This is a genomic window from Achromobacter sp. ACM04, from assembly GCF_014851465.1.
GTDB lineage: Bacteria > Pseudomonadota > Gammaproteobacteria > Burkholderiales > Burkholderiaceae_B > Achromobacter > Achromobacter aegrifaciens.
In genome coordinates this window covers 296,843-310,687 of record NZ_JACUZS010000001.1, presented here as the reverse complement: position 1 = coordinate 310,687, position 13,845 = coordinate 296,843, and the positions used below count along the sequence as shown (strand labels likewise).

12 protein-coding genes are annotated in these 13,845 nt (G+C 67.1%); 3 read left to right on the top strand and 9 right to left on the bottom strand.

Annotated features, from left to right (window positions below; translation table 11 throughout):
• Positions 1 to 2: 2 nt before the first annotated feature.
• The 3 genes from IB259_RS01610 (at position 3) to IB259_RS01600 (ending at position 2,732) form a co-directional block, all read left to right on the top strand.
• Positions 3 to 686, top strand: a complete 684-nt coding sequence (locus IB259_RS01610; RefSeq protein WP_125471616.1) for a GntR family transcriptional regulator — start codon at positions 3 to 5, stop codon at positions 684 to 686.
• A gap of 122 nt (positions 687 to 808) precedes the next feature.
• Positions 809 to 1,633 carry a class I SAM-dependent methyltransferase gene (locus tag IB259_RS01605; RefSeq protein ID WP_119451805.1) on the top strand — a complete coding sequence of 275 codons (825 nt, stop codon included), beginning with the start codon at positions 809 to 811 and terminating at the stop codon, positions 1,631 to 1,633.
• A gap of 301 nt (positions 1,634 to 1,934) precedes the next feature.
• Positions 1,935 to 2,732 carry a class I SAM-dependent methyltransferase gene (locus IB259_RS01600; protein WP_192327213.1) on the top strand — a complete coding sequence of 266 codons (798 nt, stop codon included), beginning with the start codon at positions 1,935 to 1,937 and terminating at the stop codon, positions 2,730 to 2,732.
• Positions 2,733 to 2,767: 35 nt separating this feature from the next.
• Here IB259_RS01600 and IB259_RS01595 read toward each other — a convergent pair whose 3' ends face one another.
• From IB259_RS01595 to IB259_RS01555, 9 genes are all read right to left on the bottom strand, one after another.
• Positions 2,768 to 4,426, bottom strand: a complete 1,659-nt coding sequence (locus tag IB259_RS01595; protein WP_054459071.1) for a TRAP transporter large permease subunit — start codon at positions 4,424 to 4,426, stop codon at positions 2,768 to 2,770.
• Positions 4,427 to 4,428: 2 nt separating this feature from the next.
• Positions 4,429 to 5,055: a TRAP transporter small permease subunit gene (locus IB259_RS01590; RefSeq protein WP_054459069.1), complete on the bottom strand. Its 627-nt coding sequence runs from the start codon at positions 5,053 to 5,055 to the stop codon at positions 4,429 to 4,431.
• A 74-nt stretch (positions 5,056 to 5,129) separates the two neighbouring features.
• Complete coding sequence (locus IB259_RS01585; protein WP_054459065.1) at positions 5,130 to 5,906, bottom strand: ABC transporter permease; 777 nt, start codon at positions 5,904 to 5,906, stop codon at positions 5,130 to 5,132.
• Positions 5,903 to 6,712, bottom strand: a complete 810-nt coding sequence (locus IB259_RS01580) for an ABC transporter ATP-binding protein (RefSeq protein WP_054459062.1) — start codon at positions 6,710 to 6,712, stop codon at positions 5,903 to 5,905. The genes IB259_RS01585 and IB259_RS01580 overlap by 4 nt, the downstream gene beginning before the upstream one ends.
• Positions 6,709 to 7,734, bottom strand: a complete 1,026-nt coding sequence (locus IB259_RS01575; RefSeq protein ID WP_192327210.1) for an ABC transporter substrate-binding protein — start codon at positions 7,732 to 7,734, stop codon at positions 6,709 to 6,711. Before IB259_RS01575 ends, IB259_RS01580 begins: the two co-directional genes overlap by 4 nt.
• A gap of 64 nt (positions 7,735 to 7,798) precedes the next feature.
• Positions 7,799 to 9,019: a 2Fe-2S iron-sulfur cluster-binding protein gene (locus IB259_RS01570; RefSeq protein WP_192327207.1), complete on the bottom strand. Its 1,221-nt coding sequence runs from the start codon at positions 9,017 to 9,019 to the stop codon at positions 7,799 to 7,801.
• Positions 9,020 to 9,024: 5 nt separating this feature from the next.
• Positions 9,025 to 9,852 (bottom strand): xanthine dehydrogenase family protein subunit M, encoded by an 828-nt coding sequence (locus IB259_RS01565; RefSeq protein WP_192327204.1) that lies wholly within the window; start codon positions 9,850 to 9,852, stop codon positions 9,025 to 9,027.
• The gene (locus tag IB259_RS01560; RefSeq protein WP_192327201.1) at positions 9,849 to 12,251 is read right to left on the bottom strand and encodes a xanthine dehydrogenase family protein molybdopterin-binding subunit; all 2,403 of its coding nucleotides are present in this window, start codon (positions 12,249 to 12,251) and stop codon (positions 9,849 to 9,851) included. Before IB259_RS01560 ends, IB259_RS01565 begins: the two co-directional genes overlap by 4 nt.
• 185 nt (positions 12,252 to 12,436) lie before the next feature.
• Positions 12,437 to 13,540: a TRAP transporter substrate-binding protein gene (locus IB259_RS01555; protein ID WP_054459047.1), complete on the bottom strand. Its 1,104-nt coding sequence runs from the start codon at positions 13,538 to 13,540 to the stop codon at positions 12,437 to 12,439.
• Positions 13,541 to 13,845: the final 305 nt, after the last annotated feature.

The following is a 13,845-nucleotide window of genomic DNA, read 5'->3' as shown; positions in this document are numbered from 1 at the left end:
CCATGGACGCCATCGCACCCGACTCCATGCCGATGCCGGCCCCGGACGCCGCGCAGGCCGCGGTCGCCATCCTGGAAGAAGACATTGTCTTCGGCCGGCTGCACCCGCGCCAGCGCCTGACCGAAGATGAACTCATGGCGCGCTTTTCGCTCAAGCGCCATGTGGTGCGCCAGGTCCTGGCCGACCTCGAGGCGCTGGGCGTAGTGGAAAAAAAGCGCAACATCGGCGCGGTCGTGCGCGCATACGCGGTGCGCGAAGTCATGGAGCTGTATGCGCTGCGCCAAATGCTGGAAGTGCATGCCGCCAGCCAGATCCCGCTGCCCGTGCCGCAGGCGCGGCTGGCGGCGCTGGTGGCCGTGCAGCGCGAACACGATGCGGCGGTAGCCGATGGCGACGCGCGCCGCGTGTTCCGCAGCAACCAGCGCTTTCATCGCGAGTTCTTCGGTTTGCTGGACAACGCGGTGCTGGGCCAGGCCATCGAGGAATACGCCCGGCGCACCCACCCCATCCGCTTCGGTTCGCTGGCCGCGGCCGGCTACCGCGAACGCGCCCGCCAGGAACACTGGGCCATGATCCACGCACTGCGGGATGGCGACCGGGAGGGATTGATGGCGCTGTGCCGGGAGCACCTGCTGCCGTCGCGGGACGCTTATCTGGCGGCGGAACAGGCGCGGCTGGGGGCATGAGCCCACACCCGGCGCCGGTCGCCAGGCGACCGCGCCGCGCCTAAAATGGTGTTCCCAGCCGCAGGACGCGGCTGCGTTGAATCTGAAGACCGCCCCGCGCGGCCGCTTTGGAGTCGAACATCATGAACACTGCTCCTAGTGATCGTGTTTTCTCCGGATCCATCCCGCAGTTCTACCAGCGGTACATGGTTCCTCTCGTCTTCCAGCCCTATGCCGCAGACATCGCCGCACGAACGGCGGCGCTGCATCCTGCGGCCGTGCTGGAGATCGCCGCAGGCACAGGCGTAGTGACGCGCCAACTCGCGGAGCAGTTGCCCGCCGGCGCGGCCATCGTCGCCACCGATCTGAACCCGGCCATGCTGGAACAAGCCCAGACGCTGGGCGCAAGCCGCGCCATCACCTGGCGCCAGGCCGACGCCCTGCAACTGCCTTTTGAGGACCAGGCCTTCGATGCCGTGGTGTGCCAGTTCGGCTACATGTTCCTGCCGGACAAGGCTGCGGCCTACGCCGAAGCGCGCCGGGTCTTGCGGCCGGGCGGCGCCTTCCTGTTCAACGTCTGGGACCGCATCGAGGACAACGCGTTTGCCGATACGGTGGAACAGGCCCTGGCGCGGCTGTTCCCCGGTGATCCTCCCAGGTTCATGAGCCGGATTCCGCATGGTTATTACGACGCGGCCGTCATCAGAGCCGACCTGGCCCGCGCCGGATTCACCGGCCGCCAGACGCTGGAAACCATTGCATTCGAAAGCCGCGCCGACACGCCGCAGACGGCTGCAATCGCCTATTGCCAGGGCACGCCGCTGCGCAACGAGATCGAGGCCCGCGGCGCGGACATGCTGGGGCAGGCGGTCCATGCCGCGACCGATGCGCTGCGTGCGCGCTACGGCGCGGGGCCCATCGCAGGAAAGATCCAGGCGCATGTGATCACGGCGCCGCGCGGCGCATAGCTGCGCGACGGCCGCGCGATGAACCGGCGGCGGGCGGCCGTTTGTCCCGCCGCGCCGTCCCGGTTAAGCTTGCAACCTTCTCCCCTTCCACCGGAGCACTCAGAGTGAACAAGTAAATGCCGGGATGCCCACGCATCTTGCCCCCCTCGCTGCCTGGCGCGCGAGCCGCATTGCTTGTTCGATTCTGATGTCTTGCAGGACCTGGCCCCTATCGGCGCGCCGCGTCCTGCTCCCTTCAGGCACAGGCTCGCGGATCGCGTGTCCATCGGCAGTTTTCCCCTTTTGACAGAAGGAAAACGCAATGCCTGCGACTGACACCATCGATATCTATGAACACAACCGCGCCGCCTGGGACCGCCAGGCCGCGCAGCAATGCGCCTGGTCGCAACCTGTCGGCCCCGAAACGATCGAGGCCGCGCGCCGCGGAGACTGGCAGGTGCACATCACGCCGCGCGCCCTGCCCGCGGATTGGCTGCCGGCGATGTATCCGGTTCCGCGCATCCTGTGCCTGGCCTCCGCCGGCGGCCAACAGGCGCCCGTGCTGGCCGCGGCCGGCGCGGACGTGACCGTGTTCGACGCTTCGCCGCTGCAACTGGCCCAGGACGACATGGTCGCGCGCCGCGACAGCCTGGCGCTCGCAACCGTGCAGGGAGACATGCGGGATCTCTCGGCGTTCGCCGACGCGTCCTTCGACTGCATCGTGCATCCGATCTCCAACCTGTACGTGCCCGACGTGCGGCCTGTTTGGCGGGAGTGCTTCAGGGTGCTGAAGCATGGCGGCAGGCTGCTCAGCAGCTTCTACAACCCGGTCGTGTTCGTCGGCGACCGCGCGCCGGAACTGGCCGAGCAGGGCCTGATCCGGCCGCGCTTCCGGCTGCCCTACTCGGACCTGCGCGACCTGAGCGCATCGGAACTGGCGGAAAAGCAAGGCCGGGGCGACGCGCTGGTGTTCGGGCACAGCCTGGGCGAACAGATCGGCGGCCAGCTGGAAGCCGGGTTCCTGCTGAAGGGGTTTTATGAAGATGAACAGCCCCAGCCGCGCTTCCTGATCGACCGCTTCCTGCCGACGTTCCTGGCCACATACGCAGTCAAGCCCTAAAGATCAAGGGGCGTCCCCTGGACGCCCCTGCCACCTCACTTGAACGGATTGGCGTCCGCGCCGTAGGCGCTGCCCCCGTAGCCGCTGCCCCCGACCTCCAGCGAGACCGAACTCGGGTCGACCACCGCAGCCGTCCCCTTGTAGTGCATCACCATGCCCGGGAAGGCCATCACCGCGGCCACCATCAGCAGCTGGATCACGATGAACGGCACCGAGCCCCAGTAGATCTGCCCCGTCGTGACCGGCTCGATCATCTTGCCCGTGACCCGGTCCTTGTAGCGGTCCCGTGGCGCCACCGACCGCAGGTAGAACAGCGCGAATCCGAACGGCGGATGCATGAACGAGGTCTGCATGTTGACGGCCAGGATCACGCCGAACCAGATCAGGTCGATGCCCAGCTTGTCGGCCACCGGCCCCAGCAGCGGCACGATGATGAACGCCAGTTCGAAGAAGTCCAGGAAGAATGCCAGCACGAAGGTCAGGATGCTGACCACGATCAGGAAGCCCCACTGTCCGCCCGGCAGGCCGGTCAGCAGATGCTCGACCCACAGGTCGCCGTTGACGGCGCGGAAGGTCAGGCCGAACACGGTGGAACCCACCAGGATGAACACGACGAAGCAAGACAGCTTGGTGGTCGTGTCCATGGCCTGCTTGAGCAGGTCCAGCGACAGGCGGCGGCGCGCCACCGCCATCAGGATGGCGCCCACCGCGCCCATGGCGCCGCCCTCGGTCGGCGTGGCCACGCCGATGAAGATGGTGCCCAGCACCAGGAAGATCAGCGCCAGCGGCGGGATCATCACGAAGGTCACGCGCTCGGCCAGGGCCGACAGCAGGCCCAGGCCCAGCGCCTTGTTCACCAGCGCGATGACGAAGGCGGTCGCGCCCCAGAACAGCAGCGCCACCACGATGCGCTCATCCATCGGCGCGGTGTGGTTCTCGACCCAGCGGCCCAGAAAGTATGCCGACACGGCGGAAATCGTCATCAGCACCAGCAGCGAACGTCCGCCGCGGCCACCATTCGGCTCCTGGAAGCGGCGAGCCTCTTCCGGCAGCGCGGGCGCCGAATCCGGCTTCAGCAGGCTCATGATGACGACATAGACGATGTACAGGCCGGCCAGGATGAAGCCCGGCACCATGGCGGCGCGGTAGATGTCGCCGATGGAACGTCCAAGCTGGTCCGCCAGGATGATGAGCACGAGCGAAGGCGGAATGATCTGCGACAAGGTGCCGGACGCGGCGATCACGCCGCTGGCCAGCTTGCGGTCATAGCCGTTGCGCAACATGATCGGCAGCGATATCAAGCCCATGGAAATGACCGACGCCGACACCACGCCCGTGGTCGCGGCCAGCATCGCGCCCACGAACACCACCGCGATGGCCAGGCCGCCGCGGATCGAGCCGAACAGCTGGCCTATGGTCTCCAACAGGTCCTCGGCCATGCCGGATCGCTCCAGTACCAGGCCCATCAGCGTGAAGAACGGCACCGCCAGCAGCGTGTCGTTGGAAATGATGCCGAACACCCGCTGCGGCAGCGCCTGGAACAGCGAGGAGTTGAGCAGGCCCAGCTCCATGCCGACCAGGCCGAACAGGATGCCGTTGGCCGCCAGCGCGAACGCCACCGGAAAGCCCAACAGTAGAAAGATGATCAGCGTCGCGAACATGATCGGCGCCAGATTGGCAATGAGAAACTCCATGATCAGCGACCCTTGTTGTTCAGTTCGTTCTGCGCGGCCGCCTCGCGCGCCTGCGCTTCGCGGGCGATTTCCTCGGCCAGTTCTTCTTCCGCGCTCTTGGCTCCCTCGCGTTCGCGCGGATCGCGGCAACGTCCCATCAGGAAGCCCACGCACTTGATCAGATGCGACAGCCCGGCCAGCACCAGCAGCGCGAAGCCCACCGGAATCAGCAGCTTCACCGGCCAGCGGATCAGTCCGCCCGAATTGGAGGAATATTCGTTGCTGAGGTACGAATCCATGAACACCGGCCAGGACAGGTACATGATCAGCAGGCAGGCCGGCATCAGGAAGAACAGCACGCCGAAGATCTCGATCCCGATCTGCGCGCGGCGCGACAGCCGCGACGCAATGATGTCCACCCTGACGTGGTCGTTTTTCAGCAGGGTGTAGCCTGCGGTCAGCAGGAACATGGCGCCGAACATGTACCACTGCAGCTCCAGCCAGGCGTTGGAGCTGTCGTGGAATATCTTGCGCATGATGGCGTTGCCGGCGCTGACCAGCACAACCAGCAGCGTGACCCAGGACACGGCCCGGCCCATGCGTAGATTGATCGCGTCTATGCCACGCGACAAGGCGAGTAGTGCTTGCATCTGTTTTCCCCAGAATCGTTTCTAATCACGCACCTGCCCCACATTCAGCCCGTGGTGCCCCGGGCTTGAACCCATCAATCGTCTTCGCGGTGGTGGCGCAGCCAGGGCGTCAGGCGCCGTTCCAGCCACACCAGCAAGGCAAACAGCAGCATGCCCATCAGGGCCAGCACGAAGATCGCGGCGAACACCCGCACCGTGTCGAAGGTGCCCTGGGCACTCATGATCACGTAGCCCAAACCGCGCTGCGAGGACACGAACTCGCCCACGATGGCGCCCACCAGCGCCAGCGAAATCGAGACCTTCATGCCCGCCAGGATCGAAGGCAACGCGCTGGGCAGCCGCACCTTGAAGAAGAAATCGCGCCGCGAACCCTTCAGCACGCGCCCCAGGTCCAGCACGTCCTGCGGCACCGAGCGCAGGCCATGGACGGTGTCCACGATCATCGCGAACACGGCGATCAGGAAGGCGATGGCGATCTTGGGTTCCGCGCCCGTGCCCATCCAGATCACGAACAGCGGCGCGATGGCGACCTTGGGCACGCTGTTCAGCGCCACGATCAGGGGATAGATGAAGCGTTCGAACCAGCGCGACCCCACCAGCATGACGGCAATCGCCACCCCGGCCACCACTGCCAGCGCAAAGCCCGCCAGCGTGGTCATCAGTGTGTAGGCGGCGTGGCCGGCATACCAGCTCCATTCCGCGGCCAGCTCCAGCGCCACCTGGCCGGGCAGCGGCAGCATGATGGCGCGTACATGGAAGATCCGCGCGGCGGCTTCCCACAGCAGCAGGAAGACCAGCACCGACACCAATCCGGCCATGCGCCGGCCCGCCCCTTTCAAGAGCGCGCTCATTGGACGGACTCCAGTCCGGACGCGGCGCGCGCGCCCTCATCTATCAGGCCCATGCTCTGGAACATGCCGCGGATGTGCCGCACGTATTCGCCGAATTGCGGCGTCTCGCGCAACGCCAGCGGCCGGGGCCGCGGCAGGTCGATTTCTATGGTTTCGAGGATCCGGCCCGGGCGCGGCGAGAACACCATCACCACGTCGCCCAGGAATACCGCCTCGGCGATGCCGTGCGTCACGAACAACACCGTGTTGCGAGTTTCCATCCAGATCCGCTGCAGCTCGACGTTCATCTGGTCGCGCGTCAGCGCGTCCAGCGCGCCGAACGGTTCGTCCATGAGCAGCAGCTTCGGATCGTCCACCAGCGCCCGGCAGATGGCGGCGCGCTGCCGCATGCCGCCGGACAGTTCGCGCGGATAGCTTTCGGCAAACTTTTCCAGCCCGGTCAGGGCCAGCAGCGCGCGCACCTTGTCGGCATAGGCGGCCACCGGCTTGTGCGCAAACTCCACCGGCAGCAGGATGTTGCGGCGCACGTTGCGCCACTCCAGCAGCGCGTCGCGCTGGAACACCATGCCCATGCCGTCCGGCGGCCCCTGCACGGGCACGCCCTCCACCCGCAGCTCGCCGCTGGAAACGGTCTCCAGCCCGGCCACGCAACGCAGAAAGGTGCTCTTGCCGCAGCCGCTGGGTCCCAGGATGCTGACGAAGCGGCCGCGCGGCACGTCGACCGACACCGACGCCAGCGCTTCCACCCCCGCCGCGCCGGGGTAGCGCTTGCGCACGTCCGTTGCGGACACGGCCCACTGCGTCATGGTTGCACCAGGCTGTCGTAGCGTTCCGGATGCACCAGGTCGGGCGCATAGAACGTGGCGGGCTGCGCGCTGGCGCTGATCAGCCCGACCGTCGACAAGGTGGCGACGGCCTGCGTCCAGTCCTGCGGCACGATGGCGCCCAGCCGCGCGCCCGCCGCCGGCTGGCCGAAATACGGCTGCAAGGCGTCGATCTGCCCGCGCAGCACCTTCTTGTCCAACCGGGCCTGCGGCCGCTGCGCCAGGATGGCGGCGACCGCCTCGTCCTGGTGACCGGCGTAGATGTACTCCCAGGCCCGCGCGCTGACGCTCGCAAAGCGCGCGATGGCGTCGCGCCGCTGCGCCAGCTTGGACTCATTGGCGAACAGGCCGAAACTGGGCATGTTCAGGCCGAAATCGGCGAAGCGCACCGCGCTGGACGGGCGATTCTGCGACACCACGGGCAGGAAGAACGGAATGGTGGAGAATGCCGCGTCGGCCCGCCCCACGGCATAGGTCGACGCCTTGCTGGCGGCGTCCACGTTGATCAGTTCCAGGTCGCTCTTCTTGAGCTTGCCCGCGGCCAGGAAGGCATCGATGAACGGCGCTTCCAAGGAGCCCGCCGTATAGGCCACCTTCTTGCCCTTGAGCTGCGCCGGGCCGGTGATGCCGGCATCGGACGGCACCAGCAGCCCGATGTCGCTCTGCCTGGCGAACACAGCCACGGCCTTGACCGGCATGCCTTTCTCGCGGGCGATCATGGCCGAGGCCAGGGCGGCATGCCCCAGATCGAAGCTGTCGCCGGCGCCAACGATCTGCACCGTCGTCACGGATCCATTGCCGTCCTCCAGCGTCACGTCCAGGCCGGCCTGCTTGTACCAGCCCTTCTGCTGCGCCAGATGGAATGCGCCGTGCACGCCCCAGGGCGTCCAATCCAGCCGCACCTTCAAAGGCTCCAAAGCCTGGGACCAGGCGGGCGCGCTGAGCGCGACAGCAGCCAGGCCCAACAACGCGTTGCGCCAGTTTCTTGCGAATACCGCGAGCATGATTTTCCCCGTTATGTGCCGACACAGCGCGGCCGCGCCCCGCGGCCGCTGGTACCCCGCGTGTTCAGCCGCCGCGGCCGAACCACCGCTTGATGCGCGCCCACAGCACGCTGAAGAACATGGCTGTGGGATTGAAGCTGGCCTGGACCGGCGCCTCACCCGCGGCAGCGGGTCGGCGCAGTCTGGCCGTGACGTTGTTGCCGAAGTCCGCGATCATGCGGCGCACGAAGTCCTGCACCAGGCCCGAACGCGAAAACTGCGCCAGCGGCCCCTGCAGCGAATACAGCAGGTTCACGTGGACCTGCGTCTCGTTGGCCGACAGCGCCTCCAGGCGATACGTGATGTCGCCGTTGGCGCGCGACTGGCTGAGCGAGTCCTGCCCCGCGCCGCGAAACACCGCCTGCATGGCCGCGTCGTCGCGTTCCAGGCGGGCCGCGCCATTGAAGGCGGCGGACATGGGGCCGAACTTGATCGCGATCTTGCCCTTGACCCGGTCGCCTTCGTGTTCCTCGATCGACGCGCCCGGCAGGCAGCTGGCCAGGGCTGGCAGGTCCACCATGAAGGCCCAGACGTCCGCAGCCGGGAAAGGCACCTTGAAGCCGCCGTCGATGTGGCTGCCACGGCCCTCTTTCTTGCCTTCCTTCTTACCGGCCGGGGCTGCGGCCGGCGCCGGCGCCGCAGCGGCGCTTGCGGCCGGCTGGCTGGCCGACGCTGGCGTGAACCCCGCGAACGCCACCGGTTTTTCCGCTGCTGGCGCGGCGCCCCGGCCCTGCGCCTGAGCGGCGCGCAGCGTCTCTACCGCGGGATCGGGCTGTTCCCTGAGTTCGGCCAGCACCGACATGACGGCGGCGACGATGCCCATGTATCCGGTGCAGCGGCACAGATTGCCGGACAGCTCCACACGCACCCGGCCTTCGTCCGCATCCGGCAGGCGCAGCACGATATCGCGCGAGGTCGCCAGCATGCCCGGGGTGCAATAGCCGCATTGCAGGGCGTGGTGTTTGGTAAAGGCGGCGCGCAGCCGCTGCATCACCGGATCGGCGTCATAGCCTTCGATGGTGGTCACCTGCCGGCCTTCGCAGGCCACCGCGAACGAGATACAGGAGCGCACCGGTGCGCCATCCACCAGCACCGTGCAGGCGCCGCAGACGCCGTGCTCGCAGCCAAGATGGGTGCCGGTCAGGCGTGCCTGATCCCGCAGGAAATCCCCCAGATGCATGCGCGCGGGCGCCTCGTGCGATACGCGCTTGCCGTTTACTTCCAATGTCACCTGAACCATGCTCATTCCTGTCAACCCAAGGCCTGCGCCAGGCAGCGCGTCACCGCGGTCCCGTGCAGCTTGCGATGGTGTTCATCCTTGTCCTGCATGACCCCGGCCAGCTCGTTGGCCAGCAGCGCTTCATCCAGGCCCGCCAGCCCCTGCTGCGCGATGCGCGCGGCCAGTTGGGGCAGCAATCTGGGCGCGCCGTCCAGGGCCCCCACCGCGATGCGCGCCGTCTTCGAGGACGGATCGAACCACGCGGCGCAGCTGGCCTCGGCGAACTCGCCGGTCTTGCGGCAGAACTTGTAGTAGCCCCAGCGCGCCTGCGGCCCGGCTTCCGGGATGTGCACGGCGGCGATCAGCTCGTCTTCGCGCAGCCCGGTGGTATAGGCGCCCTGCATGTAGTCTTCCGCCGGCAGCATGCGCACGCCGTCCGGCCCCGCGATCTCCAGCGTCGCGCCCAGGCCGACCACGGTCAGCACCCAGTCGGCCGCCGGATCGGCATGCGCCAGGCTGCCGCCCAGCGTGCCGCGGTTGCGGATGGCGCGATAGGCGATGCCCGGCGCCACCTGCTGCATGGGCGTGCCGCGCAGCAGTTCGTGCACGCCGTCCTCGATCTCGGCATGGGTCACGGCCGCGCCGACGCGCAGCTTGCCGTTCTGGCGCGAAACCGTGCGCAGTTCGGACAGGCCGGAGATGTCGATGACGACGGGCGGACGCGCCAGGCGCAGGTTCAACATGGGGCCCAGCGATTGGCCGCCGGCCATGAGCTTGGCGCGGCCCTCGTGTCCACGCAGCGCCCGCAAGGCGTCCTGCAGGGTGTCCGGGCGGGAGTATTCGAATGCAGCGGCCTTCATGCCGTCACCTCCGCGGCAACGGTGGCGGTCTTGCGGCTGCCCTGAGCGATGGCGGCCAGCACCCGGGTCGGAGACAGCGGCGTGCGCAGCAGTTCAGCCGCGCCCAACGGCCGCAGCGCGTCGTTGACCGCGTTGAACAGCACCGCCGGCGGCGCGATGGCGCCGCCCTCGCCCATGCCCTTGGCGCCGAACTCGGTATGCGGCGACGGCGTCTCGAAGTGATGCAGGCGCATGTTCGGAACCTCGGTGGCCCCAGGCAGCATATAGTCCGCCAGGGTCGAAGCCAGCGGCTGGCCATTGTCGTCGTAAGGCGTTTCCTCGTAGAACGCGGTGCCTATGCCCTGGGCCACGCCGCCTATGGTCTGGCCTTCGACCACCATGGGGTTGATCATGGTCCCGCAGTCCTCCACCACCACATAATCCAGAATTTCCACGCCGCCCGTGCCCGGGTCCACCGCCACCACCGCCGCATGGGTCGCATAGGTGAAACAGCCGGTGTCGACCTTGGGCTTGTAGCCCACGGTGACTTCCAGGCCAGCGGCGTCCACGTCGGGCGGCAGCAATTGCGGCCGCAAGTACCAGGCGTCGGCCACGTCCTTGACCGACACCGACTTGCCGCCGGCTTCCAGCCGGTCGCCGTTCCAGGTCACACTGGCGGGATCGGCCTGCAGCAGATGCGCGCCGATATGCGTGAGCCGCGGCAGCAGGCGTTTGCAGGCCTGCGACACGGCGCCGCCGGACATCACCAGCGAACGCGAGGCGTAGGTGCCGGTGGAGAACGGCGTCTGACCGGTGTCGCCATGCAGCAGCTTGATGCTGGCCACGTCCACGCCCAGGATTTCATTGGCGATCTGGGCGAAGGTGGTTTCCATGCCCTGCCCGTGCGAATGCACGCCGACCCGCAGTTCCAGCCCGCCGTCCGGCGTGACCCGCGCGGTGGCTTGGTCAAAGCCCGGTATCACGGGCGTGCCCCAGGCCGCGAACACCGAGGTGCCGTGCGCGGCCTGTTCGGTGTACGTCGCCAGCCCCACGCCAATGAGGCGGCCGTCGGCCTCGCCCTGGCGCTGGCGTTCGCGGATCGCGTCCACCCCTATCATGTCCATGGCCTGTTGCAGGCTGGCGGGATAATCGCCGCTGTCCAGGTGCTTGCCGGTGACGTTGACGTAGGGCATCTGCTCGCCCTGCACCAGGTTTTCCTGGCGGATTTCCCAAGGCTCGCGTCCGACCTCGCGGGCGATCGCGTCCATCGTCAATTCCATGGCGAAGCACACGCCCGTGCGCGCCACGCCGCGATACGGCACGAAGCCCGGCTTGTTGGTGGCCACCGCCCGCGTCACGCAGCGATAGCCCTTGAATGCATAGGGTCCCGGCAGGTTGCCGATGGCCTGGCCCGGCTCCAGGCCGATGGTGAACGGCCAGACTGAATAGGCGCCGCCGTCGATGGTGATCTTGGCGTCCAGCGCCAGCAGCTTGCCGCGGCGATCCGCGTAGGCCACCATTTCATAATGGTGCTCGCGCGAATTGGCGCCCGCGGTCAGGTGTTCGCGGCGGTCTTCGATGAAGCGGAACGGCTTCTTGAAGGTCTTGGCCAGCCAAGCCACGCACAGCTCTTCCTGCTGCAGCACACACTTGTAGCCGAAGGCGCCGCCCACGTCCGGCGACACCACCCGCACCCGGCCCTGCTCCAGGTCCAGGCACTGGGCCAGCACGCTGCGGATCATATGCGGCACCTGGGTCGCGCTGACCACCACCAGCTGGTCGGCCTGATGGTCCCAGTAGGCCAGCACGGCCTTGCCTTCCATCGGCACCATGCATTGCCGCGACAGGTCGATCTTGCGGCGCACGACCACGTCCGCCTGCGCTGCCAGCTCATCGAACTGCTTGTCGACATTGAGGGTGACGAAGACGTTGTCGCGCCACTGCTCATGCACGAAATCGCCCTGGGCCGCCTGGGCGCTGACGACGTCCGCATACACCGGCAGGTCGTCGTAGTCGACCTCGATCATCTCGGCGTAGTCCTCGGCTTCGGCGCGGGTCGGCGCGAACACCATGGCCACGGGCTCGCCCACGAAGCGCACCTTGCCCGAGGCCAGCGGCGGCTGGGCCGACACCTGGTAGCTGGGCAAGGTGGAATCCGCCACGATGTCGCGCGCATCGGCCATGGCCTGACGCACAAACGCCTTGTCCGCGATCTGCTCGGCCACGCGCACCGAAGCGATGCGCGCATGCGCCAGCGGACTGCGCAGGAAGGCCACCTCGCAGAGACCGGGCATGGCCATGTCGGCCACGAAATTGCCCTTGCCGTGCAGATGGCGCGCGTCCTCCTTGCGCGGCACCCGCGCGCCCACTCCCTGCGGCTTGCCTGGCCGGCCGTGCGTATCGGCGTTTGCTGTCGTCATGACTACCCTTTATCTCCTGTTAGTGTCCTGTCCCGTAGATGCGTCCGCCTGGCGAAATTCCTCCACGAGCGTCGGGGCTAGGCGCAAACCGCAGCGATACCCGAAGGTATCGCGAGGATTTGCAACGACGCCCCGACGTTCATGGGGGGATTTCGTGCGGGCGTATCTGCGGGGCAGGACACTGGTTACTTGGCCTGGGCCTTCGCCACGGCGGCGAAGGTGTAGTTGTCCAGCGGGCTTTCAGCCACACGGAACCAAGCCGCCTGCTCGGCCTGGAATTTCTTCCAATCGGGGAAGATGGCGGCGAAGTCCGGGTTCTTGGCCGAGAGTTCGGCCCACAGTTCCTGCGAGGCGTTGTACGCCGCGTCCATCACTTCCTTGGGGAAGAAACTGACCTTGGCGCCGCCGGCGATCAGCTTGCGCAGCGCCAGCGGATTGCGCGCATCGTAGTTGGCCAGCATGCGCATGGTCTGCTCGCCGGCCGCCGCCTCGAACGCTGCCTGGTAGGCCGGCGGCAGGGCTTCCCATGCCTTGTCGTGCACCATGCTGGTGATCGAGGCGCTGCCTTCGAACCAGCCCGGCGAGTAGTAGTACGGCGCCACCTTGTTGAAGCCCAGCTTCTCGTCGTCGTAGGGGCCGATCCATTCGGCCGCGTCGATGGTGCCCTTTTCCAGCGCGGGATAGATGTCGCCCGGCGGGATCTGCTGCGGCACCGCGCCCAGCTTGGACAGCACCATGCCGCCGATGCCGCCGATGCGCATGTTCAGGCCCTTCAGGTCGGCGACCGACTTGATCTCCTTGCGGTACCAGCCGCCCATCTGCACGCCGACGTTGCCACAGACGTGGTTGACGATGTTGTACTTCTTATAGAGCGCGCGCAGCATCTTCAAGCCGCCGCCGTAGGCGATCCAGGCGTTATGCTGGCGCGCGCTCAGGCCGAAGGACAGGCCGGTGTCGAAGGTCAGGGCGGTGTTCTTGCCGATGTAGGCCGTGCTCAGCACGTGGTTGCATTCCACCGTGCCATTGCTGACCGCGTCCATGTTCTGCGCCGCGGGCACCAGTTCGCCGCCGGGAAAGGCGCGGATCTCGAACTTGCCGTCGGTCAGCTGCGCCACGCGCTTGCAGAGTTCTTCGGCCGAGCCGTAGATAGTGTCCAGGCTTTTGGGCCAGCTGGTGGACATGCGCCAGCGCACCGACGGCGCGGATTGCGCGACGGCGGGCATGCCCACGGTGGCGAGGCCCGCGCCGGCTGCGCCGGCGGCTTGTGCGAGGAAACGGCGTCGTTGCATTCATTGCTCCCGATCTGGTTCGATTGAGTCCCCTTGGACCCGCCTCAACTCATGCCAACGCCACTCGCGTACATCCGAAAAAAACGTTAGCACACTGAATTGTTGATCAGCATACTGACAGTAATTTTGAGTGTCAACAAGGTAAATCCCCACTGCCGACGCCCGCGAAACGCCTGGGTTTCCACTCATTCCGGCGGTTTTTTTTCACGGGTCCGAGGGCTATTTGCGGGTACTCCTTACATATAGCGGACGGTCGCGATTGCACGCCGCGAACGCCGTGCATAATAGGCCCGCGCCGCCGCCCT